The 23154-nt window shown below is 38.2% G+C and carries 23 protein-coding genes; 17 read left to right on the top strand and 6 right to left on the bottom strand.

Annotated features, from left to right (window positions below; all coding sequences use genetic code 11):
* Positions 1-4 precede the first annotated feature (4 nt).
* The 14 genes from FR7_RS21630 (at position 5) to FR7_RS21565 (ending at position 12936) form a co-directional block, all read left to right on the top strand.
* On the top strand, positions 5-457 hold the full coding sequence (locus FR7_RS21630) for a PTS sugar transporter subunit IIA (protein ID WP_007950806.1): 453 nt from the start codon (positions 5-7) through the stop codon (positions 455-457).
* Positions 458-481: 24 nt separating this feature from the next.
* On the top strand, positions 482-793 hold the full coding sequence (locus FR7_RS21625; protein ID WP_007950804.1) for a PTS fructose transporter subunit IIB: 312 nt from the start codon (positions 482-484) through the stop codon (positions 791-793).
* Positions 794-823: 30 nt separating this feature from the next.
* Entirely contained in the window at positions 824-1906 is a 1083-nt protein-coding gene (locus FR7_RS21620) for a PTS fructose transporter subunit IIC (RefSeq protein WP_007932953.1), read from the top strand.
* Positions 1907-1917: 11 nt separating this feature from the next.
* Positions 1918-2772, top strand: a complete 855-nt coding sequence (locus FR7_RS21615) for a class II fructose-bisphosphate aldolase (protein WP_007950802.1) — start codon at positions 1918-1920, stop codon at positions 2770-2772.
* Positions 2773-2791: 19 nt separating this feature from the next.
* Entirely contained in the window at positions 2792-3658 is an 867-nt protein-coding gene (locus FR7_RS21610; protein WP_007950800.1) for a ketose-bisphosphate aldolase, read from the top strand.
* 416 nt (positions 3659-4074) lie between these two features.
* The gene (locus FR7_RS21605) at positions 4075-6912 is read left to right on the top strand and encodes a sigma-54-dependent transcriptional regulator (RefSeq protein WP_007950799.1); all 2838 of its coding nucleotides are present in this window, start codon (positions 4075-4077) and stop codon (positions 6910-6912) included.
* Positions 6913-7128: 216 nt separating this feature from the next.
* Positions 7129-7539, top strand: a complete 411-nt coding sequence (locus FR7_RS21600; RefSeq protein WP_007932948.1) for a PTS sugar transporter subunit IIA — start codon at positions 7129-7131, stop codon at positions 7537-7539.
* 23 nt (positions 7540-7562) lie between these two features.
* Entirely contained in the window at positions 7563-8048 is a 486-nt protein-coding gene (locus FR7_RS21595; RefSeq protein ID WP_007932946.1) for a PTS sugar transporter subunit IIB, read from the top strand.
* Between the two features lie 22 nt (positions 8049-8070).
* Positions 8071-8817 carry a PTS mannose/fructose/sorbose/N-acetylgalactosamine transporter subunit IIC gene (locus FR7_RS21590; protein WP_007932945.1) on the top strand — a complete coding sequence of 249 codons (747 nt, stop codon included), beginning with the start codon at positions 8071-8073 and terminating at the stop codon, positions 8815-8817.
* A gap of 2 nt (positions 8818-8819) precedes the next feature.
* Positions 8820-9668, top strand: a complete 849-nt coding sequence (locus FR7_RS21585) for a PTS system mannose/fructose/sorbose family transporter subunit IID (RefSeq protein ID WP_007932943.1) — start codon at positions 8820-8822, stop codon at positions 9666-9668.
* Between the two features lie 17 nt (positions 9669-9685).
* Positions 9686-10297 carry a KpsF/GutQ family sugar-phosphate isomerase gene (locus FR7_RS21580; protein ID WP_007932941.1) on the top strand — a complete coding sequence of 204 codons (612 nt, stop codon included), beginning with the start codon at positions 9686-9688 and terminating at the stop codon, positions 10295-10297.
* Positions 10297-11229, top strand: a complete 933-nt coding sequence (locus FR7_RS21575) for a phosphoglycerate dehydrogenase (RefSeq protein WP_007950796.1) — start codon at positions 10297-10299, stop codon at positions 11227-11229. The genes FR7_RS21580 and FR7_RS21575 overlap by 1 nt, the downstream gene beginning before the upstream one ends.
* 21 nt (positions 11230-11250) lie before the next feature.
* Positions 11251-12129 carry a 4-hydroxy-tetrahydrodipicolinate synthase gene (dapA, locus tag FR7_RS21570; RefSeq protein WP_007950794.1) on the top strand — a complete coding sequence of 293 codons (879 nt, stop codon included), beginning with the start codon at positions 11251-11253 and terminating at the stop codon, positions 12127-12129.
* 153 nt (positions 12130-12282) lie between these two features.
* Positions 12283-12936: an MtnX-like HAD-IB family phosphatase gene (locus FR7_RS21565; protein ID WP_007950792.1), complete on the top strand. Its 654-nt coding sequence runs from the start codon at positions 12283-12285 to the stop codon at positions 12934-12936.
* 249 nt (positions 12937-13185) lie between these two features.
* Here the strand turns inward: FR7_RS21565 and FR7_RS21560 are convergent, their stop codons facing one another.
* Positions 13186-14046, bottom strand: coding sequence for a DMT family transporter (locus FR7_RS21560; RefSeq protein WP_007950791.1), 861 nt, complete (start codon positions 14044-14046; stop codon positions 13186-13188).
* 140 nt (positions 14047-14186) lie between these two features.
* Entirely contained in the window at positions 14187-14363 is a 177-nt protein-coding gene (locus FR7_RS24005; protein ID WP_007950789.1) for a hypothetical protein, read from the bottom strand.
* 375 nt (positions 14364-14738) lie between these two features.
* On the opposite strand from FR7_RS24005, the gene FR7_RS21555 reads away from it, so the two are divergent.
* Together FR7_RS21555 and FR7_RS21550 are read left to right on the top strand one after the other, a co-directional pair.
* Entirely contained in the window at positions 14739-15536 is a 798-nt protein-coding gene (locus FR7_RS21555; protein ID WP_007950788.1) for a PhzF family phenazine biosynthesis protein, read from the top strand.
* Positions 15537-15636: 100 nt separating this feature from the next.
* Positions 15637-17061, top strand: a complete 1425-nt coding sequence (locus FR7_RS21550; protein ID WP_007950786.1) for a YceG family protein — start codon at positions 15637-15639, stop codon at positions 17059-17061.
* Positions 17062-17170: 109 nt separating this feature from the next.
* On the opposite strand, the gene FR7_RS21545 is transcribed toward FR7_RS21550, so the two are convergent.
* From FR7_RS21545 to FR7_RS21530, 4 genes are all read right to left on the bottom strand, one after another.
* Positions 17171-18484 (bottom strand): lipase family protein, encoded by a 1314-nt coding sequence (locus FR7_RS21545; RefSeq protein WP_007950784.1) that lies wholly within the window; start codon positions 18482-18484, stop codon positions 17171-17173.
* 105 nt (positions 18485-18589) lie between these two features.
* A complete protein-coding gene (locus tag FR7_RS21540; protein ID WP_007950782.1) occupies positions 18590-19072 on the bottom strand; it encodes an LptA/OstA family protein in 483 nt (160 codons plus the stop codon).
* 61 nt (positions 19073-19133) lie between these two features.
* Complete coding sequence (locus FR7_RS21535; RefSeq protein ID WP_007932922.1) at positions 19134-19355, bottom strand: hypothetical protein; 222 nt, start codon at positions 19353-19355, stop codon at positions 19134-19136.
* Positions 19356-19539: 184 nt separating this feature from the next.
* Entirely contained in the window at positions 19540-20172 is a 633-nt protein-coding gene (locus tag FR7_RS21530; RefSeq protein WP_007932920.1) for a TetR/AcrR family transcriptional regulator, read from the bottom strand.
* Positions 20173-20477: 305 nt separating this feature from the next.
* Between FR7_RS21530 and FR7_RS21525 the strand changes: the two genes are divergently transcribed.
* Positions 20478-23141, top strand: coding sequence for a sigma-54-dependent transcriptional regulator (locus tag FR7_RS21525; RefSeq protein WP_007950770.1), 2664 nt, complete (start codon positions 20478-20480; stop codon positions 23139-23141).
* Positions 23142-23154 lie beyond the last annotated feature (13 nt).

The following is a 23154-nucleotide window of genomic DNA, read 5'->3' as shown; positions in this document are numbered from 1 at the left end:
AACTATGGATTTATCAAAAGTAATAAGAAGTGAAACAATTAAATTGGATATGGAGGCTACTACAAGAGAGGAAGTTGTGGAAGAGTTAACGGACTTATTGCTTCATGTAAATGCGATATCAAATCGGGAGAACTTTCTAAAAGATGTATTTTATCGAGAATCACTAGGAACAACCGGAATTGGTAATGGTATCGCTATCCCCCATGGAAAATCAAAATTTGTTAACAAAACATCACTGGCTATTGGGAGAACGAAAACTGATATTCATTGGAAAAGTCTGGATGATAAGCCGGTTCGTTTTATTATTTTATTTGCGGTTACAGATGAAGACAAAAATAGCACTCATATAAAGATATTAGCAAAAGTAGCTAGTAATTTAGGAGATGATGATGTTTGTGCCAAGTTACTAAAGGCTAAATCACCTGAAGAAATCTTAGCTATATTTTCAGGCAGATAATTTAAAAAAGAGAGGAGGGATGTTATGAAGATTGTAGGAATTGCAGCTTGTACTTCAGGTATTGCTCATACGTATATTGCAAAAGAAAAACTAATGAAAGCGGCTAAAGAGTTAGGGCATGAAATTCACATTGAGACCCAGGGAACAATCGGGACGGAGGATGAATTAACGGAGATTGATATTAAAAATGCAGATATCGTAATCGTAGCAGCCGATATCAACGTTGGTGGTAAAGAACGATTCGCAGGCAAAAAAATTCTCAATATTCCAACTAACATTGCTATTAAATCGCCAAAATCAATCATAAAAAAGATCCAGGCTGACTTAGGACTATAATTAAATATGGAAATTTAGAGGAGAGATAGTATGTTAAGAAAATTACAACTTAAAAAACATGCAATGACGGGTATCTCTTATATGCTGCCTCTAGTTGTAACAGCGGGTCTCCTTATTGCCATTGGAAATCTCTCAGGCGGATCAGTCATAAAAAATTACAAAGAAGCGTATTCAATTGCTGATGCGCTGGTTTCTCTTGGTGTATTTGGCATGGGTTTAATTGTTCCGGTAATAGCAGGTGCTATTAGCTATTCCATTGCTGATCGTCCAGGTATTGCTCCGGGTTTAATGATGGGCTTAATCGCAAATGCAATTGGTGCTGGTTTCCTGGGCGGCATGCTAGGAGGATATATCGTTGGCTATTTCGTACAATATTTAAGGAATAATTTGAAAGTACCAGTATGGGCGCAAGGTTTAATGCCAATGATGATTTTACCCTTAATTTCAACTATGGTTGTAGGCTTACTTATGTTCTATGTAATTGGTACTCCCATTGTTTGGTTAACAGCAACACTGACAGAAGTATTAAAAGGCTTGCAAGGTGGCTCAAGATTTATATTCGGTTTAGGAATGGGCGCAATGGCGGCATTTGACTTTGGGGGACCTGTAAATAAAGTTGCTTCATTATTTGCAGATGGTTTATTAGTAGAAGGAATCTATGGACCAGAAGCTGTTAAAATTCTTGCATCCATGGTTCCGCCATTCGGCGTTGCATTATCATGGATCATAGCAAAGAAAAAATATTCAAAAGAAGAGGCAGAAAATATTAAAATTGCATTCCCCATGGGCGTTGCGATGATAACGGAAGGCGTTATTCCCATTGCAGCCAGAGATCCAATTCGCGTTATCGCTGCTTGTTCCATAGGTGCAGCCATAGGTGGCGGATTCTCCATGCTTTGGAATGTAGGAAGCCCCGTACCTTCAGGTGGTATGTTTATCGTGCCTGCCATGGAGAATCCAATAGGATTCTTGGCAGCTTTATCCATTGGCACAGTGATAACGGCTGCAATATTAGTATTAACAAAAAAAACAGCCGCAGACGATTCATTCTTTGATGAAGAAGATGAAAGCGTAGATTTATCAGAACTTAATATCACAGATCAAATTAGATGAGAGGGTGAAACATGTACGTTTCAATGAAAGAAATGCTCAAAAAAGCAAATGAAGGATATTATGCAGTGATGGCAATTAATTGTTTTAATCTAGAAACGATTAGAGCTGTCATTACTGCAGCCGAACTTGAAAAAGCACCAATCATCATAAATATAGTGCAAGATCATTTAGTAAGCCATTGTGATAGCGGCTTAATTGCTCCTGTTGTGAAAATATTGGCAGAACGAGCTGATGTGGAAGTTGCTCTGAATTTGGATCATGGTACTGAATATGAATATCTAACCCAGGCAATTATAAATGGATTTTCTTCTGTAATGGTAGATGCTTCTCGCTATGATTTAAGGGGAAATATTGAATTCAGCAAAAAGATTGTGGAATTTGCCAAAGAATACAATGTAAGTGTCGAAGGCGAAATTGGCTGCATGGGAACCAATGAAGATGGTTCTTTTACACAAACTGCCATGTATTCAGATCCCGATGAAGCAAAACTCTTCGCAGAGGAAACAGGGGTTGACGCTTTAGCCATATCTTTTGGATCATCTCATGGAAACTATCCCGATGGGATGGTGCCAAAATTTGATTTCCGGCGATTAAAAGCAATTAAGGATAATACGAAGGTACCTCTTGTGTTGCATGGGGGATCAGGATCCGGTGAAGAGAATATTTTGCAGGCAGTACAGTTTGGCATTAACAAGATCAACGTGGGCTGTGATTTTTTCAATGCTTGTACAGAAAGCACGAAGGCTCAATTAAAAGAAATTCCCGATAAAAATTATTTTGAATTAATTCACCAAGTAGAAGAGGATAGCATTGAGAAAGTTAGATATTATATTCGATTAGCAGGATCAAATGATAAATCAATATAAAATATGAGGAGAGACACACATGTTAATGAATATGAAGGAATTGCTGGAAGTAGCGCAGAAAAATCAGTTTGCAGTACCTGCATTCAATATCGGCAGTGGACAAATTTTAACAGCAGTGGTTCAAAGTGCAGAAAAAATACAATGTCCAGTCATTTTAGCAATTCATCCAGATGAATTATCCTTTCTGGGAGATAGCTTTGTTGAATCCTGCAAAGCAGAAGCTAACGCAGCCAAAGTACCAATGGTTATCCATTTAGATCATGGTGGAAGTTTTGAGCAAGTGATGCGCGCAATTCAATGCGGTTTTACTTCTGTAATGATTGATGGCTCCCATTTGTCATATGAAGACAATATTGCAATAACCAAAAAAGTTGTAGGAGCAGCACATCCAATTCATGTTTCAGTAGAAGCAGAATTAGGAACAATAGGGACTACTGGAACCTCTGCTGAGGGGGGAGCAAGCAAGATTATATACACGGATCCTAAGTTAGCAAAAGATTTTGTAGAAAAAACGGGCATTGATACATTAGCAGTTGCTATTGGAACAGCGCATGGTATTTATCCAAAAGGAATGAAGCCAAAACTTAGGCTGGATTTATTAAAAGAGATCAGAAATGTTGTTGCAGTTCCATTAGTTTTACACGGAGGCTCATCAAATGCTGACGAAGAAATTGCAGAATCCGTAAAAATAGGAATCTCTAAAATAAATATTTCCAGCGACGTAAAAGCGGCTTACTATAAAAAGGTGCGTGAAGTGTTAAAAGATAATGATGGCTGGTATGAACCCAACGCTATTTATCCGCCATGTATAGCTGCTGCACGTGAAGTTATTGAATTCAAGATGAATTTATTTAACGCAGCAGATACAGTGAAATTATACAAATAAAATGTTTTAGACTCATAGCCTATTGGATCTGCAATGATTCACATCCAGTTAATTTTTGGATCAATATACAGGAAAATCAATCTTTTTCGAAGAATTTAGAGACATAATTCACCTTGATCTGGTGAAATATGTCTCTCTTTGACATATTCTTTAAAAATGTTCCAGATATCAAGCAACATGTAAATGACTATGATATTATAAAATAGACATCTCAAATATGAAAATGGTAATAAAAAACTTAATTTTCTGCTTTCAATTATCCCTTTCTACTTGGCTGTATCATTCTGTAACTATTTTTTCACCGGAATCATTATTTGTAGCTGCCCGTACTTTAAAATAGATAGCTGTAAAAAAAATAAGCTCAAGGTTAACTTGTTTTATTGTGCTTTGAGCTTGCGAAAGGAATAGTTATAACTATGACAAGAAAGCAAAACATATATGAAACATTAAAAGTGCTATGCAGTAAAGTTAGCTTTGAGAACTTGGAGCAGGGCTTTTCTGGATTTGATACAAACCAGATCAGTAAAACTGTTGGTATTATCCGAAATAACGTCAGCAAAGAATTAAATAAGCTTGTAAGGGAAAAAAAAGTTATAAAAATAAAAGGGCATCCGGTTTATTTTTTTGACAAAGCAAGGCTTGAGTGCTTAATCGGGGGCAATATGGCGATAAGAGAAACAGAGGTGGATTCCATAGGGGAACTGATACATAGCACTCCTAATTCCACGGAGAGGGAAAACGAGAGTCAAGATGTTTTTGATCAAATTATTGGCTCTAAGATGAGCTTAGATGTTCCGATTAAACAGGCTAAGGCTGCTATCTTTTACCCGCCAAGAGGATTGCATACGCTGCTGCTTGGTCCAACTGGCAGTGGCAAGACTACCTTTGCAGAAATTATGTATCAGTGTGCACTGGAATCTGGTACGTTAAAAGAAGATGCGAAATTCATTATATTTAACTGTGCAGAATATGCAGATAATCCTCAATTGATCTTATCCCAGTTGTTTGGACATATGAAAGGTGCCTTTACGGGAGCGGATAAAGATAATCCTGGATTAATTGAAAAAGCAAATGGCGGTATATTATTACTGGATGAGGTACATCGATTATCTCCAGAAGGTCAGGAAATGCTGTTTTTGTTAATTGATAAAAACAAATATCGCAGAGTGGGAGAAACAAGCAATACGCGAAATGCGGAAGTGCTTTTGATCGCAGCTACTACAGAAGATGTAGAGTCCGTATTATTAAAAACATTTTTACGAAGAATTCCGATGGTGATTAAATTACCTTCGTTATCTGAAAGGTATTTGACTGAACGCTATGAATTAATCAGCAGTTTCTTTTCGATTCAATCAGAAATGATCAACGCGCCTATCCGTGTATATAAAGATGTATTGAAGGCATTATTATTATATGATTGCAAGGGAAATATAGGGCAGTTAAAAAGTGATATACAGCTAATCTGTGCCCGTGGATTCTTAGAATATAAAACCCGCAGGAAAGTATTTATCGAAATCGATATACCATTAGTTCCAGAGCATGTGTACAACGGGCTTTTATACAGTCAGGAAAAACGTGATGAAATTTTTGAGCTTCTGGAAGATGACAAGAGAATGTATTACGAATTTCCTCAAAACAAATCTAATAAAAACTTTTTTAGTGATAACGATAACGATTCAGATAAAGTATATTCTGAATTAACAGCAAAGTATAATTTATATACCAAAAGAGGGTACTCACAAGAGAATATAAATAAGAAGATGAATCAGGTTATTGAGAAATATTTAAAGCAGCTTTTAAAAAAGGTAGATATTCATGAAAGGATAGCTGAAAATGAAAAGCTTTTTAAGGTAGTCAGTCCCAGAGTATATTCCGTCATTGAAAATGCCCTTTCTATCGCTTCTGATATGTTAAAGAAAAAAATAAGTAAAAAAGTAGTTATTGCATTGGCGATGCATATCAATGCGCTGCCAAAACGAAAAACAGAAAATTTCAGCTACACAAAAGAAAGCTTAAACAAGATTGCAATTAACAATCCAGAAGAATATAAAGCCGCCAAGGTCATTCGAAGAGAGATTGAAAAATCCTTGGATATGGAAATTCCCGAAGAGGAAGAAGGATTCATAGCCATGTTCCTTTATGCCGTTGATTCTGAAGAAATGAACCAAAAAGTCGGTATTATCCTCATGGCCCATGGAACCAGTACTGCCTCCAGTATTGCTGAAGTCTGCAATGTTCTATTGAGCACAAATCACTGTAGGGCAATTGACATGGCTTTAGACGACAAAATTCAAGATGTTTTGGATCAGGCAGTGGAATTAGTAAAAAGGGTTGATCAGGGGAAAGGCGTTTTACTATTGGTAGATATGGGATCTTTAGCAGCCTTTGGGAAGATTATTGAAGAACGAACGGGTATTCCTATCGTAACAATTCAAATGGTATCGACTTCAATTGCGTTAGACGCAGTTCGAAAGAGCTTGATGTCTGGTATGACGTTAGCTCAGCTTAGGGAAGAATTGCAAGATGTAACTCCTAATATAGGGATAAATCTTACCAGAGAGTTAACAATTGCAAAGCCAGGTATAAGCTCGAAAATGATTGTTACAACCTGCATGACATCAGAAGGAACTGCTGTAAAACTTGCCAGCTTGATTAAAGACTCGATTCCAGGCATCGTTGAGCATAATATTATTGTTCAACCGATGAAAATGCAAAAGATCAAAAGTTTAACTCGTGATAAATTAGATACTATATTTTTATTTGTGGGCAGCTTGAATCCCGAAATCATGGGTATACCTTATATTTCAACAGATGAAATTGTGATCCATAATGGGCTGGAACGAATCAGTACCATGATTGAGGGCAGACGAATTGGAATCTATAAGAAAAGATTGATTCCGAATATAACAATGGAAATTATTGAGGATTCCTTAAGCTTCTTAAATCCTCAAAAAGCCTATGATGTGCTGGAAAGGGCTTTAAATGACATTGTAAGTATATTGCGCATCGAAAAAACCGATCGTTTAAAAGCATGTTTCCTTATGCACTGCACATGTATGATAGAAAGAGTCATCAAGAAGGAAGCGCTGCCCTATGAAGATATTGCAATGTGTATTCAGGGGAATATAGATATCTATCATGCACTGAAAAGATCACTGCAGATTGCAGAGGATACCTTTAGTATGATAATTCCTGATACAGAGCTTGGATATATCATTGATCTGATTGATACAGATCGACGCACAAGAAAATAAAAATAATAAAGCAATAAATTAATAAAACAATTGATAAAAAAAGTGCCTTAAAAGCCTGCATTTATCAATTGTTTTATTATTTTTTGTCAAATATCAGCGAAGAAGATAGTAAATTGGCACAACTTTTGCATTACTATAAAGCAAGAAAAGTTTTAACAAATCAAAAGAAATCGATAGTTGTAAGATTACTTGACAAAAGAAAGGAGGTAAAGAAGTATGGACGAAAAATCATGGATTTTAATAGTAACCCATGGCAATCTGGGAGAAGCATTCATCGAGAGTGCTGAAATGATTATGGGGACTTTGGCAAATGTACAAGCTTTCTCTCTGTTACCTGGGATGTCTCCGGAAGAGTTTATTGAGATGATTAAAGTAAAGTTAGATACTCTGCCCAAGGGAGTGCTGGTATTAACGGATTTATTTGGCGGCACGCCTTTTAATGCAGCAATTGCATTATCAGGAGTTTATGACATCAATGTAGTCAGCGGTGTGAATATTTCAATGATCATTGAGGGAGATTTGCTGCGCAATGAGTTAGCAGGCAGAGAATTAGCCGAAGCCGTTCAGCAGGTTGGAATGAAAGCATGCTGTGTGGCAGACCTGCCGCAAGCAAAAAATATAAAGTAAAAAGAGAGATGGAGGGAACTTTTATGGCTGAAATTAAGCTGGTGCGAGTCGATTTTAGATTGATTCATGGTCAAGTAATTACGCGTTGGTTAAAACAGACCAATGCAAATCGAATTGTTGTAATCGATAACAAGTTATCAAAAGATCCATTTATGAGCCAAGTATATGTGATGGCTGCTCCTCCAGGGGTAAATGTTGAAATGATGTCGGTAGATGAGGCAGCAGCTTTATGGGGGAAAAACCAATTAGGCAACGGAAGTGTATTAATTCTTTTTAAAACAGTTTCAACTGCTTTGGAAACAGCAGAAAAAGGGGTTCCGCTGAAACGATTACAAATTGGAGGGCTGGGAGCTGGTCCGGGAAGAAAAGTTGTTTATAGCCAGATCACGTTAAACAAGGAAGATGCAGAAAAACTTCAAACATTAAGTCACGCTGGGACAGAAATATTTTTCCAGACCGTCCCTGAGGAAACGGCAGCAAGTTTAGAGGACATTCTTAAAAAAATATGATGCAGGAAAGGAAGATGAACGAATGATTATCCAGGCAGTATTGGTTGGTCTATTGTATTATGTAGCGACAAACCGAATTTGGTATGGATTCTCAATGCTAATACGGCAGCCATTATCATTGGCAGTATTTATTGGACTCATTTTTGGAGATATGCAAACCGCATTAATTATGGGGGCTACCTTACAGATGATGTACCTTGGTGCAATTGCTCCAGGAGGAAATATTCCAACGGATGAAGCATTAGCAGCTTGTGTGGCGATTCCTATTGCAATTCAGGCACATGTTGGTCCGGAAATAGCTGTTGCCATTGCCGTTCCAATTGGTTTATTAGGAGTTCTATTGGATGAGCTTAGAAGAACATTATTTACGGGACTTGTACATGTGGCAGATAAACGTGCAGAAGAAGGGGATGCAAAAGGCATAAGGAGGCTGGCATTTGTCTACCCGCTTCTCTTTGTATTCCCTATCCGTTTTATTCCGGCATTTTTAGCAAATTACTATGGTGTTGATGCGGTACAAAGTTTTATGGGAGCAGTTCCCAACTGGGTATTACAAGGACTTGGTGTAGCGGGAAATATATTACCAGCACTAGGATTTGCTTTAACAATGGTTATTATCGGTAAGAGGAACTTTATTCCCTTTTTCATTCTTGGATTCTTCGTTGTAGCATACACAGGAATCAGTATCGTGGGAATCGCAATATTTGCATTTTGCATGGCAGCTATCTACACTCATTTTCAACCAAATACACAGCAAAGGCAGGGTTAATAATGAATCAGAAAGTTGTGAATTTAGAACCCGAAAAACTTACGAAGGGCGATATTACAAAATCATGGATCAGATGGTTTGCTTATTCAGAGGTGTCTAACAGCTATGAACGTTTGCAGGCATTGGCCTTCTGCGGAGCGATGTCAGGAATATTAGAAAAACTATACAAAAATAAAGAAGACTTAGCTTTGGCATTACAACGACATTTAACGATGTACAACACACAATGTAATTGGGGATCGGTTATTAATGGTATCGCCATTGCATTAGAAGAAAAAGCTGCATCTCACACTGAAGAAGACGATGAAGAAGTGAATGAAGAAGTCATTACAGGAATTAAAACTGGTTTGATGGGACCCATTGCTGGTATTGGGGACACCATTGACTATGGAACGTTACGTCCAATTTTAATGGGTATCTTCATTCCCTTTGCCCTGGCAGGTTCAGCAATTGCCGCGTTGCTTCCATTGATCATTCAGACCGTATTTACAGGAGTTATGGGCTACACCTTATATCATAAAGGATATACCGTTGGTAAAAAATCAATTATTGATATTTTGCAGTCTGGTCAAATTCAACAGGTTATCACTGGTGCCGGTGTAGTAGGTATGTTTATGATGGGAGCATTATCCGCTTCTTATGTAAAACTTACAACTCCAATGACAATTACTACATCTGTAAAAGTTCTCGAAATTCAAAGTGTAATTGATACGATTGCGCCTAAATTGTTACCTCTGGTTGCTGTATTAGGAGTATATCTCTACTTGATAAAAGTAGGTCCTAACTATGTTAAGATTGTTGGATTTCTTATTTTAATCAGCTTAGCTGGTTCAGCAATCGGTATTTTTTAAAAGGGAGGAGATAAAAAATGCTAAGTGAAAATTACGATAAAGAATTAGAATACTTTTTAAATACATCCCTTACTGAATTTGAAAACATTCGAAAAAAAATAGACCGCAGCTTTTATGAGGATGCAGTAAACTTAATTGTTGATGCTGAAAAAAAGAAATGCCATGTTCATATTACAGGCATTGGAAAGCCAGGGCATGTAGCTGGATACATTGCTTCACTACTGTCTTCTACGGGTACGCCAACCTATGTACTGCACGGAACGGAAGCTGTGCATGGTTCTGCTGGTCAGGTTGTTTCTGGTGATGTTGTTATTGCAATATCCAATAGTGGAGAAACAGAAGAATTAAAAGCGACAATACAAACGTTAAAGAATAATGGGGCAAAGATTATAGCGGTATCCGGTAATCCGGATTCCTGGCTTGCGAAAAATGGGGATGTGTTCTTATATGCAGGAGTGGGACAAGAAGGGGATTCATTAAATATGGCACCGAGAGCATCAATCATCGCCGAAATTTTAGTTCTGCAAGGATTAAGCCTAGTACTTCAAAGTGTTAAGAAGTTATCCCATCAGCAATATATCAAATGGCATCCAGGTGGATCTCTGGGAAAAAGAAAGGGTGAATCCTAATGGGCAAGATTCTAATTACGCCCCGTTCATTTTCCAGATATGGAGCTAAGGCAATCGAGGGAATGAAATCAAAAGGTTATGATGTTATTGTGAATACTACTGGCAAACCCTATACCTATGAAGAATTCTACAAACTATCTTCTGATGTAGATGGAATCATTTTAGGGGTAGATACGGTTGATGAACATGTGCTAACAGGGGCAAAAAAATTAAAAGGAATCTCACGATTTGGAGTGGGGATCGATAACATTGATGTGGAAGCTGCTAATCGATTAGGGATCAAAATCGCTCGAGCCGTTGGATCAAATTTTACTTCTGTGGCAGAACTGGCAGTTGCTTTCTTCTTTCTGTTAGCCCGTAATGTTGTCAAAAATGTAAATGAAGTAAAGGCTGGTCAATGGAATAAAACTTCTGGTCTGGAATTAAAAAATAAGACGGTGGGAGTTCTTGGGTTAGGAGCCATCGGTAAAGAAGTTTCAAAGATCTCCCAAGGAATTGGTATGAGGGTTATTGGTTATGATCCTTTTGTCAGCAAAGAAGACATGAAAGAAAAATACAATATAGAGATGAAATGTTTGGAAGACGTTTTAAAGGAAAGTGACTTTGTCACACTGCACATGCCTTTGACGGAAGAAAATAATGATTTGATGAATAAAGCTGCACTCGGCTTAATGAAGTCCACAGCCTATTTAATTAATACTGCACGAGGTGGCTTAATCAATGAAGAGGATTTATATGATGCATTGACTAACAACGTGATCGCAGGAGCTGCTGCAGATGTATTTTCTAAAGAGCCGCCATCAATGGATGAAAAGTTACTGAGACTTGATAACTTCATATTATGTTCTCACATTGCTTCATTAACTGTAAATGCAGAAATGAATACCATTGACTTAGCGACCCATAATCTATTAAAAATTTTAGAAAAATAACATGAGAATTGGAGAGTTATTATGGAAGTAAAAGGAATTATCACAGCAATGGTTACTCCTTTTGATGAAAATCAGGGGATAAATGCCGACGCAACGAGACAATTGGTTAATACATTAATCCATTCAGGTGTAAGTGGTCTTTTTATTCTTGGTACAAATGGAGAATTTCATTTACTAACCAATGATGAAAAAATTGCCTTTGCAAAGATCGTTATTGATGAAGTAAACAAACGAGTACCCGTATATGTTGGTACTGGCGGAAACAGTACTAGTGAAGTAATGGAACTGTCAAAGAAGATGGAAGCACTTGGTGCTGATGCCTTATCAGTGATTACTCCCTATTTCTTAGTTCCTTCACAAAATGAAATCATTCAGCACTATAAAGCAATTGCAGAAGCTGTAAGAATACCAATTGTTCTATATAATATTCCAAAGAATACTGGTATAAACCTAGAGCCTGAGACCGTACGTCAATTGGCAAAAATAAAAAATATCATAGCCATTAAAGACAGCAGCGGTAAGCTTGAAAATATTGAAAAGTATATCCAAATCACAAAAGATGAAGACTTCTCTGTATTATCCGGATCAGACTCATTGATTTTGAGCGCTTTAAAAATTGGAGCTGCAGGAGCGATTGCCGCTACTTCTAACTTAATCACAGCGATAGATGTTTCTATTTATGAAAACTTTTTAAAAGGAGATATGGAAAAGGCTGAAAAAGCACAGCAGGACATTGAAGTATTGCGTGCCGTTCTAAAGCTGGGAACTGTTCCGTCTATTTTGAAAAAAGCAATGGAAATGATAGGGATTCCAGTTGGACCCGCTAGATTACCAGTTACTGAAGTAAAGGAAGAAACGGTTAAGAAAATCGGGGAAATGCTGGATTACTATAAAGTATAGAAACATTGAATCTATAGTTGAATTTTTACTCTCATTAAGCGCTTAACGCGGTCACTACCGATATTGGCGCTTTTTTGTTTTAGAATACTTTGGCAGGCAGCCTGAATCAGCGGTTTTTCTCGTGAAGAAATAATATGGGCGGAGGGATGCATTTTGAAAGAATTTATCTTTGTCTCGGATTTTGATGGAACCATGAGTGAAAGAGATTTTTATCATATCATTATGGAGAAGTATCTTGGGCAATGGGGGAAAGAGCTTCACGCAAGCTGGAAACGCAACGAAATGGAAGATGTGGAATTTCTTTCAACTGTATTTAAATCAATAAATAGAACGAAAGAAGAAATCTGTGAAGATATTCTGAGTATAAAAATAGATGAGTATATTCCAGCATTTATTGAATACATAAAATCGGCTGGTGGTGATTTCCTTATTTTGAGTGCAGGAACCAGATATTATATAGAACGTTTACTCGCTTTTAAGGGGATACAGGAGATAGAAATTATCTCGAATGAAGGAAAATACGAAAACAAAGGCGTTACATTACTGCCTCCAGATACATACCATCCTTTTTATTCACGAAGACATGGTGTGGATAAAGCAAAGGTAGTACAGAGCTTAAAACAAAAGTATAAAAAAGTATATTACGCTGGCAATAGCAGACCGGATGTAAATGCAGCACTACTAGCCGATATTGCTTTTGCAAAAGGCAAATTAATTACGCTGTTACAGGCAAAGGCAGCAGAACATGTGCCTTTTAAATGTTTTTTCCAGGTAGAAGAGTTTTTAAAGAATAGGGAGTTAATCTAGTAACAGTCCCTTGATATGCCAGGTAAAGCGTACAACGATCCACCTCATTAAGAATAAATGAGGTGGATCGTTGCAAAATGTTTGAAGTTCTCAATCACAAAAGCCAGCAATTCCCTGAAAGGCTTTTCCAGAGGCGTTTACTACTTCAGTTCACACCTTAACTTCTCTGGTTCCAGCATTTATGGCATCTTCTCTTTATTGTGGGCAAAGCGGCAGGAACATTCCACCAACAATCCTAGCCTTAATGGATCAGGTTCCTTTTGATTCAAGAGGTTTCCTGTGCCAATTGACAAGCCAAATACCACCTAGAATTAATGCTATCCCCATAATGGTATTCCAATAGAGTGGTTCATTAAGAAAAATTACTCCGGCTAACACCCCGATAATTGGAACAGCCAGTACTGAGATGGATGCCTTCCCAGCCTCAGTATTTGATAAAATATAGGTCCAGAGGAAAAAAGCCAATGCTGAGGCGATTACGCCATTATACAGTAGATACCCTACTGCATTAAAACCCCACTGTACGATGCCATGCTCAAACAAAGCCGAGTAAATTGACAATAGGATAGCTCCTACTACCATCTGCCATGTTGTATATTGTAAGGTATCACAGTGCTGCAACTTTAATTTAACAAGAACACTTGAGAATGCCCAAGCAACGGCACCTGCAAGTGTTAAAGAAATAGCCCACCAGGCGCCGCCGTCACTTACGTTTAATAAAGCAACCAGTCCAAGGATGCCCATGGTAATACCAGCCATTTTTCTCAGGGTCAATTTCTCACCTAGTAAAAAATGGGCCATGATTGCCAGCCAGAAAGGCATACTATAAGATAAAACCGAAGAAAGTCCAGCACTTAAGAACTGCATGCCGATTTGAATGGCACTATTAAAAAGGGCTGTTTGCAAAATGCCTCCCAGAATAATCCACTTCCAATCCTTGCGTTGTGGAATCGGTATTTTTTTGAAATAGGCGATACTAAGCAACACGATAGACCCTAAAACAAAACGATAGGCGGTAAACAACACTGGTGGAAACACTTGAAGTGCTTCTTTCATTATCACCCAATTCATTCCCCAGATTAGACATAAAAGTATGATTGCTCCATTCATAACTACACCTTCATCATTTTCGATTTTACCTGCTAAGATTTAGCTGCAAAAATATGTGCTTTTTCTTCTTCGACTTCATATGCCTTTATTCCTGTACTTAAGGAGATCTGGAGGTGGTGTTTAGAGCGACAATGCAATCATTACCATCTGCGGGAAATATATTCAATGTTTAAAGCGTCTATCTTCGTAAAAAAAGAATGTATTTTTTGCAATACAATATTTCTTTGACAATATTCTTGTCGAATTTTTAATTTTGTAATATTGCTTTGCGGAATTTGCAGTTCATTTACTTGGAAATTTTGAATTGGCTTTTTCACAATGAAACCTCCATAATCAAGTTATTTGTCATTTTATAATATCAAACTCCTATTTAATATTTCTTTGAAGTCCACAAGTAATCAATGAAAAATGTTTTAAATCTGGGACGATGGAATACGTCGACCCTCCAATTCTTCTAAATTGATTTTAATTATACTTGATAAATGTGACAAAAATATTACGGTTCGCATTTCCTCAAAGTATATGAGAAGCTGGATTTCGGACGGTAGTGACTCTCAGCTGAGGTTTCACTGAGGGTGAAAAAACTCCTGCAAAGTAAATTAGCTTTGCAGGAGTTTTTATTTTGCTGGTAAATAAAATATAAAAGGGCGCAACCATCGGCCCCGTGATTTTTGAATACGAGGAGAATCAAAATGGGAGTAACAATCTATCAGGTTGATGCGTTTACCGATAAGCCTTACAAAGGCAATCCAGCTGCTGTCTGCTTACTGGAAGAAATCAGAGATGATGAATGGTTGCAGGCTGTGGCTAACGAAAACAACTTATCGGAAACTGCGTTTTTGATACCGGAAAATGACGGTTATAAACTTCGTTGGTTTACACCTAAGAATGAAGTTAAACTTTGTGGTCACGCAACTTTGGCGAGTGCTCATATTCTGTATACGGAAAAACTGTTACCATTAAACAGACAGGCTCGATTTTTCACCTTAAGCGGTTTGCTAACAGCTAGCTATCAGGAGGATACTGGTTTAATTGAATTAGATTTTCCGGCCACTACTGTAATTCCTTGTGAAGCACCTTGCGGATTAGTGGAATCTTTGGGAGTAAAGCCCATTTTTATTGGGCGCAGCGATGACGATTATCTGATCGAAGTATCGTCAGAAGATGAAGTAAAAGAGGCTGCACCAGATTTTGGTCGATTAATTCAGGTTTCCTGCCGGGGAGTAATTGTGACAGCTTTATCTGCATCAAAGAATTATGATTTTATTTCTCGTTTTTTTGCTCCTGCTGTTGGTGTCAATGAAGACCCTGTTACAGGTTCGGCTCATTGCCGTCTAACTCCTTATTGGCAGGCAAAGTTGAAGAAAAACGAGTTTATTGCTTATCAAGCATCGAAACGGGGCGGTTTCCTACAGTTACTTGCGGCAGGAGACCGAGTTCGGATTAGGGGTAAAGCTGTAACAGTGCTGAAGGGAGAGCTTCTCAAGTGATGAAACTGGGATAAACTCGGTGGAATCGTCCCTCGTGAGTTGCAAATTCTGGTAAATTGGACGAGCCGTCCGTGGGACTTCTGGAACTGGGGGTAGAATTTTGATTATTACTGAAAAAGCAAAGGGAATTTTCTTATTAGACAGTCAGAATCCTTTGCAAGATATATTAAAATCACGAAATGAGCGAATTAAAAAGTTTAATAAAGGGCACATTGTCCCAACCTATTGTTATCGATATATTGGAATTTGTGACAATGCAACAAATTACTTGGAAGAATTAAGGGACTTAGAATGTAATTTGAAAAAAACTTCTGAGCCATATCTTATCATAAAGCAAGGTTTGACTAGCTCTCATTCCAATGAAGAAATTGAAAAGGCAGTAGCGATTTGGGATCAATTTGAAAAATGGGAAAATGATAGCAAACGGAGCTATATAGAATTATATCGTATTGTTTGGGATACTAAGATCAGTAATACCACTGTCAATTGGACAATTAAACGATCGTTATCCAAAATATTAGAGTTATTTGATGATATTGAAAAAAGCAAGAACCAGTCAATAAGAAGAAATTATGGCTTGTCATTAATTTTGTGGGTAAATTCTTATTTGAGTAGTTTATTTTCTGGAGAGATGAAGAGTAATTCTATACCTAAGTTCATTTTTTGGGGAGCAATAAGACGGAATGAGGCTTATTTTTTTATATTCTTATCAATGCTAGGTTGTGATGCCTTATATATAAGCGCTACAGATGATAAAGAATTTAATAGGATAGACCTGCGCAATACATATGTGAAATTAATAGAACATAACATGAAAATTGAAATTTATGACTTCCCAAAACCAAAAGAAAGTAGGGTTACAATAGGATTCCCTGCGAAACATATATCACAGACTATTTCGCCGAATCCTGCACCTATAATACATACGAAGCATATAGAAAAAAGCTATGAAGAATTGGCGAAGTTGTCTGATTCAATCGTAATGATTAATGTTTACGATGATGACCACGTACATTGTGGCAGTGGCTCTGGCGTAGTCATTGACGAAGATGGAACCATTGTGACAAATTATCATGTAATTGAGGATGGAAGTTTCTTTGGAATCCTGTTTGAAAATAATAAATCGGAGTATATCACACATACAGTGATATCTAACAATGGACAAAAAGACCTTGCCTTATTGCAAATCGATTGCAAAACACGACCAATACCTATCAAAAGTAGCGATAGTTTAAAACGAGGTCAACAAATTGTAGCGATTGGTAGTCCGCTTGGGCTCATGAATACGATTTCCGATGGTATAATTGCAGGTTTCCGAAGTTTTGATGATCAAAATTTTATTCAAATCACTGCTCCTATTTCTCCTGGTAGTTCAGGTGGTGCATTACTCGATAGATATGGGTCATTAGTAGGTATAACTACTGGTGGATACACCAAAGGACAGAACTTGAATTTGGCAATTCCTAGCATTGAAATTACTAAATTACTGCTTATTTCTAGTTTTAATAGACGTAGAAAAACATAAGGAATTAATTCGTACTTCGGCACTACATAACCACAAGGTAATTACAGTATGGCTGCAAAAGCTGATGATGAGGATATCGCAGGGGAACAGCCTTAATGGTGGCTAAAAGCTAGTTATTTTGCCGGATATTTATTCCTTTGAAAGCATGGATGAATGCTTCTAGGGGAGTTAGGTTGTATGTCCCAGTTGAAAAAATGGCAGTGTCAACGACAGTGTCGGTGGTGACATCATATACAGCCTGGGTTACTGTTATGTAATACGTGCTTCTTTCTTGTTTTACACGAAAAGCGCTTACCTCTGAGATAATGGCCCATCGACAACCGGAGGCGACGGCGCCTTCCCGCCATGTATCTGGGGCTGCCTGTGCATCAGCTATAACATAGTCTGGCAGTATTTTCCGGTACTCATCCTTTAATGCTTCATGCATATACCAAAAGTCTGCTGTCAAAACAGGCGGAAGGTTATTTTTGAGTGAGGCAATGTAGACGCGTCCGAAGTCTGCCTGTTTTGCAGCAGGCGCGACGGGCAGTTCCATTCCGGCCTCCACAGCCTGGCTGCGCTTATCATAATAGTTTTTTATTGCCGAATCGACATAGCTGACCAGCTTATGGGGATCATCTAGAGTGTCAGGTGAGGTCCATTTAATTTCTCGACCAAACTGCTGATAGCCGCCAATTAAGGTTTGCAGGACGCCAGTTACTGGATCGCCTGCATTGACGATTCGTGTCAGGTGAAGAATCGGTTCGAATTTGGCGGCAAACGCGGCATTGCCGACGGCCGGTGCGCCGAACGTAATCACTTCAATTTGGTCCGGATTTATTCCCATACTGAGGAGCCTTGCTCCGATCAATGTTGCCGCCGCACCACCTAAGCTATGACCGGTGAGATACAGTTTAGCGTTTTTATCAGCCATGAGCACATCAGGGAGTGAGAGGCGGGAGTGCCGGGGATTACGCAAGACGGCAGACGGAACGGTTTGTATAAATTCATTAAATCCTTTATGTACCTTAGGTTCTGTGTTGGGCACATCTTTTTTATTGGCATTGACTGTGAATTCGTTGGTGTTGCTGCCTGCAAAATAAATTTTCTCAACCTTTAGGTTGGTTTTTAGATCCTTGTTGTTTTCTGTTCCAACAATGGCAAGAAGATACTCTGGAGCACCACCTGGATGATCTTTTTTTGCGATAAGGAAGCGGGCACCGGTATGACCCTGTGTTTGGACGTAATGATCAATCTGCCAGCCGCTTTGTGCTAAATAGCGGTTGGCCAGCTCGCCGATCCGATCACTATAAGCCGCTCCGCTGGCTCCGGCGGCAACATATAGTTTATAAGCTTCTTCATAATCTTCTTTTGGGGTGGCGTAGGCAAAAAAAGGATGCCATAATAGTGTAAAGCAGAGCACCAGCAGTACTAACTTTTTCATCATAAACCTCCATGGGGGCAAATCATTCCAGATTACCGCCACCAGATAATTCGTGTGAATGCGGCATTCTACTATTTCGCTGCAGGTTAAAGCAGACTGATGAGATTATTGCAGCGTATTGGCTTCGATATTATAGGTTACGGAGTCCGCTGACCAGGTGTTATCACCTTGAGTAATCTGTACTTGCCCGTTGAATATCCCCAGTTTAGTACGCCAGTTAAAGTTGGCTGTATCAGAAGTTATCGTTAAGTTGGGCTGTTTAAATGTCACGCCGCCGTCAAGCATAGCTTTATTCTGACGGCCATATACGTAAACGCTGCCGGCTGTAAGATAAATATGATCCTGTGAAAGGGTTATGCCGTCTGATCCCCAGACTTCCAGTGAACTGAGGCTGACTTTTGCCTGACCCGCCGTTATAATGCGGTTCGCAACTTCAATGTACACATTGCCTTGTAGCATATAGAGTCCGGTATTTACATCGTAGTAGGTGTTATCAGCGTTGATGATAGGCTTGGCAGCGAAAGCTGTTGTTGTGCTGACCAAAAGACACAAAAGCAAGATGAGGGATAATAAAATTTTATGGTTCATATTTGATTGACCTCCCGAGCTGCTAAGGTTCTGTTAGCAGGTTATTTTCTTGGCTCTTGATTCACTCCTGTAATGTTGCTCTCATGGGGACAACCTGGATAAAAGGTTGTTCATAAGAGTGGACCTGCATCCATTGTCCATCACGTATAATCTCGACTTTTCCCAGTTTTCTGCCTTCCCAGGTCCAGGATTGAATGACTTCGTAAACCAGCTTGTTGATTTCTTCCCTTGATAAGGAAGGATCTGATTCAACGGGTATGCCATGAATGATCGTATTACACATCTGCGATACCTCCTTAATTATAGGTTCATGATACTCGTCAATGAAAGCACACAGCAAAAGCTGCTTAACGAATGTGTCCGTGGTGTTGAAATTAGTCTAATTAAAACCAATTAATCGATTTCAGTCAATTAATTAGCTAAAAAAACCATCCATCCAGTTATTGACTGAATGGCGTTTTTTATATTCATTGCTCTGAATCGTTGATAACGATATGTATCGTGCCTTCTTGCATCCCTAATGCTTTTGCCATGAGCTCTTCTGCAAGCTTAAACTGGCAGGTCAGCAGGCCGTCAGGTGATTTCTCATAAATTGCATCAATCAGGCAATCAATGATAGCCATAATCAAATTCAATGCTGCTTTGGGATGAGAAACATGAAAATAGTTTTGCTGCTTCCCTTCTTCGATAATTTTTAGCAGCAAAGGTGCCATTAATTGTTTACCCTGACGGGACAATTTGTCTACGAGATGTAAAGTCCGGTCATCATATAAAAAACCAAATAATAATCCTTCTTTGTATTGAGTTGAATGGAATACAGCCTGTAAGAGGGATTCGATTTTTTGGGGCGGGGCAATGTTTTCGGAATAAATGATCGGCTCAAATGCCGATGTGAACGTGGACATGTGGCGATTGATCAGTGCTTCTAATATTTCCTCTTTGGATTTAAAGTAATAATAGAGTGTTCCTTGAGCAACTCCCATTTTTTTTACGATGTCACTGATTGCTGTTTCATGATAGCCATTGGCATAAAATAACGGTTCGGCAGCATCCAGAATCTCGGCTATTCGTATTTGGGGATCTTGTGAAGGGCGTGCCATGGTCATCACCTCATTAATTGATTTCAGTCAAATTATAAACTTTGCTGGAATTTGATGTCAAGGTTTATTTTTATATTAAAATAGAGAGGTTGGATTTACAGAGGCTGCCTCAAAATGCAAAAGAATGAAAGACAGTCCCTTTTGTGAAAGCTATTATTTTCTCAAATGTGAAATAATTGATTTAATCCGGACAGAGGGGATTTGAGAAAATGTGTGGAATACAGGGAATGTGAATTATCTGTTTTTTTAGATAATTTCTAATGCGTTTACAGTACTGTAGACGATAGGGGCAAGGGGGGGATCTATTGTCAAAGGATGATACATTTTATGGTCTAGAACATAAAATACATAGAAAAGAGAAAGTCTATCTACAATTAAAAATGCTCACTCAGGAGATTGATATTAGCAGGTATAAAGTACTAGAAAAAGTCGGTTTTGAAACAACTCTTTTATCAGAGAAGCTTAACATTACCAGGAATAATGTCAGCACGGAATTAAATAACCTTGTGGCTGAGGGAAAGGTTATTAAAATCTTAGGTAAACCTGTGCGTTATCTGGATCGTATCTGGCTGGAAGCAAATGCACAGATCATGATAAAAGATCCGATTATTAAAAAGGATACTGATTTTAGAAAGCTAGTAATTAAAACATCGCTGCTTTGTAATGAAAAAGAAGAAGTATTTTCTTGTAATAAAAATGAATTACATTATTTAATAGAGAATCATGCCAAACCGAAAGATGATATCTTTGCCAATATAGTGGGTTCTAAAGATGATTTAAAGAATCAGGTAAAGCAGGCGCGGGCAGCAATTCTATATCCGCCGAAAGGATTACATACGTTATTAATCGGTCCTACTGGAATCGGAAAAACAACTTTTGCGGAAATTATGTATCGTTATGCAATTGAGATAGGACGATTTTCTGCCAATGCCCCTTATGTCATATTTAATTGTGCTGATTATGCGGAAAATCTCCAGCTGTTAGTTTCACATCTTTTTGGCAATGTAAAAGGCGCTTTTACGGGCGCAGATATTGAGAAAAAAGGATTAGTGGATCAAGCAAATGGAGGAATTTTGTTTTTAGATGAAGTTCATCGTCTGCCGCCAGAAGGACAGGAAATGCTGTTTTCCCTGATGGATAGGGGCAGTTATCGTCGCTTAGGGGAATCGGAAAATACCCGTAAGGCTGACATACTGATCATTGCCGCTACGACTGAAGATCCTAAAGAAGTGATCCTCGGTACCCTGTTAAGAAGAATTCCGGTAATTATTATGCTTCCTAGTTTAGCAGAGCGGTCATTGAAAGGACGAATGACTCTTATCTGTCAGTTTTTTAGAGAAGAGTCTGTCAAGATTAAAATACCTGTAACCGTATCAAAAGAGGTTTTAAAAGTATTGTTGATCTACAAATGTCCAGGCAATATAGGACAATTAAAAAATGATATCCAGCTTATGTGTGCCAATGCATTTGTAGAATATGTGACTGAGCAGCAAAGTGATGTCCATATAAAACTATCCCAGCTCTCACAGCGCTTAAAAGAAGGATTTTTCACCATTGATAATAAGAGACAGGAAATAGCAAAGGTCTTTAATTTAAACGATTTCGAATCCATCACATTTAACGGTGCAAAGGAAGACTTACATGCAAGTCTAAAAAACGTGCTCTTGTATGACGATTATAAAACCGAAGAGGATTTTTATGATGTAATCCTTAGAAGTGCGCAGAAATTTCTGGAAAAGGGTCTTTCTCTTAATGAGATTAGAGAACGCATGAATCAGCAGATTCAAAATCGCTTTCACGATTCTTTTTCTGTAAGCCAAGATCATAATCTGTTATTAGAAAAAGAAGTTCTGGCAAAAATCGTTACTCCGGAGATTGTCAAAATCATTGAAGAATCCTTGGCAGAATCAAAAGAGGCTATGGGGTTGTTATTTGATAGTAAAGTAATATATAGTCTAGCTCTGCATATGGAAACTCTTGTGGAAAGGCTGCGCTTAGGGCAGATCTCCATCCATCCCAATATCAAAAAAATATATGAAGAGCATCAGCAGGAATTTGCTGTTGCCGAAAAGATTAAAAATAAGCTGGAAGAGAAATTGGGAATCCATATCCCTGACGATGAAGTCGCTTTTACCGCTATGCTGCTATACTCCCTGCATGTAAAAAAGAGTGAGGAAAATATTGAGGTATTGGTTATCACTCATGGGTATGCCACAGCTACCAATATGGTTCAAGTAGCCCAAACCCTTCTAGGTTATGAATGTATTCATGCCATAGACATGCCCTTGGAAGAGAAGGTAGAAGTAATTTTGGACAAGGCAATTGAAAAGGTGAAAAAAATCAATAAGGGACGAGGCGTGCTGCTTTTAGTCGATATGGGCTCTCTTACTACTTTTTCCGAAATCATTTCAGAACGAACAGGCATACCCACAAGAGTCGTTAAAATGGTGAGTACCCCTATGGTGATCGAAGCAGCGAGAAAAGCGATGTTACCTAATATCAGCCTTGATATGCTGGTGGAAAGTGTAAATGGAATGAGCCCGTTAATTGGCGGTAGAATAAAAGTAGATAACTCACCGGTTGAATTTGATTACTCACCCATTATCTATCAAGAGCGTGCTATTGCTATGCTAGAAGAAATTCTCACGTTCTTAAATGTAGGGAAAGCATCAAGATTACTCAATGAAGTATTAGAAAAGATTGCGGATACCTGTAAGGGAGCTATTGATGAAAGCATCAGGATCAAATTCTTATTTCATTGTTCTTGTATGATTGAAAGAATCATAAGGAATGAACCTTTACCCTATACAAATTTTTTGCATATTAAGGAGTCCAAGGAATCTCTTTTCAAAACCATTAAAAATGCATTCATTATCGTGGAAGAGGCATTTGGCATTGAAATTCCCAATACTGAATTAGCCTATGTCGTTGAAATGATGGATGCACATTTCAATATCCTATCGAATTAGAAGCTTAAAGGAG

Source organism: Pelosinus fermentans DSM 17108 (assembly GCF_000271485.2).
In the GTDB taxonomy this organism is placed as follows: Bacteria; Bacillota; Negativicutes; order DSM-13327; family DSM-13327; genus Pelosinus; species Pelosinus fermentans.
The sequence above is the reverse complement of the archived record's forward strand: the minus strand, read 5'-3'. Positions and strand labels throughout refer to the sequence as shown.

What these genes read in the sequence shown, in the direction of transcription:
- FR7_RS21630 (WP_007950806.1), top strand. Translation starts at nt 5, where the DNA reads ATGGATTTATCAAAAGTAATAAGAAGTGAAACAATTAAATTGGATATG.
- FR7_RS21625 (WP_007950804.1), top strand. Translation starts at nt 482, where the DNA reads ATGAAGATTGTAGGAATTGCAGCTTGTACTTCAGGTATTGCTCATACG.
- FR7_RS21620 (WP_007932953.1), top strand. Translation starts at nt 824, where the DNA reads ATGTTAAGAAAATTACAACTTAAAAAACATGCAATGACGGGTATCTCT.
- FR7_RS21615 (WP_007950802.1), top strand. Translation starts at nt 1,918, where the DNA reads ATGTACGTTTCAATGAAAGAAATGCTCAAAAAAGCAAATGAAGGATAT.
- FR7_RS21610 (WP_007950800.1), top strand. Translation starts at nt 2,792, where the DNA reads ATGTTAATGAATATGAAGGAATTGCTGGAAGTAGCGCAGAAAAATCAG.
- FR7_RS21605 (WP_007950799.1), top strand. Translation starts at nt 4,075, where the DNA reads ATGACAAGAAAGCAAAACATATATGAAACATTAAAAGTGCTATGCAGT.
- FR7_RS21600 (WP_007932948.1), top strand. Translation starts at nt 7,129, where the DNA reads ATGGACGAAAAATCATGGATTTTAATAGTAACCCATGGCAATCTGGGA.
- FR7_RS21595 (WP_007932946.1), top strand. Translation starts at nt 7,563, where the DNA reads ATGGCTGAAATTAAGCTGGTGCGAGTCGATTTTAGATTGATTCATGGT.
- FR7_RS21590 (WP_007932945.1), top strand. Translation starts at nt 8,071, where the DNA reads ATGATTATCCAGGCAGTATTGGTTGGTCTATTGTATTATGTAGCGACA.
- FR7_RS21585 (WP_007932943.1), top strand. Translation starts at nt 8,820, where the DNA reads ATGAATCAGAAAGTTGTGAATTTAGAACCCGAAAAACTTACGAAGGGC.
- FR7_RS21580 (WP_007932941.1), top strand. Translation starts at nt 9,686, where the DNA reads ATGCTAAGTGAAAATTACGATAAAGAATTAGAATACTTTTTAAATACA.
- FR7_RS21575 (WP_007950796.1), top strand. Translation starts at nt 10,297, where the DNA reads ATGGGCAAGATTCTAATTACGCCCCGTTCATTTTCCAGATATGGAGCT.
- dapA (WP_007950794.1), top strand. Translation starts at nt 11,251, where the DNA reads ATGGAAGTAAAAGGAATTATCACAGCAATGGTTACTCCTTTTGATGAA.
- FR7_RS21560 (WP_007950791.1), bottom strand. Translation starts at nt 14,046, where the DNA reads ATGAATGGAGCAATCATACTTTTATGTCTAATCTGGGGAATGAATTGG.
- FR7_RS21555 (WP_007950788.1), top strand. Translation starts at nt 14,739, where the DNA reads ATGGGAGTAACAATCTATCAGGTTGATGCGTTTACCGATAAGCCTTAC.
- FR7_RS21545 (WP_007950784.1), bottom strand. Translation starts at nt 18,484, where the DNA reads ATGAAAAAGTTAGTACTGCTGGTGCTCTGCTTTACACTATTATGGCAT.
- FR7_RS21540 (WP_007950782.1), bottom strand. Translation starts at nt 19,072, where the DNA reads ATGAACCATAAAATTTTATTATCCCTCATCTTGCTTTTGTGTCTTTTG.
- FR7_RS21535 (WP_007932922.1), bottom strand. Translation starts at nt 19,355, where the DNA reads ATGTGTAATACGATCATTCATGGCATACCCGTTGAATCAGATCCTTCC.
- FR7_RS21530 (WP_007932920.1), bottom strand. Translation starts at nt 20,172, where the DNA reads ATGGCACGCCCTTCACAAGATCCCCAAATACGAATAGCCGAGATTCTG.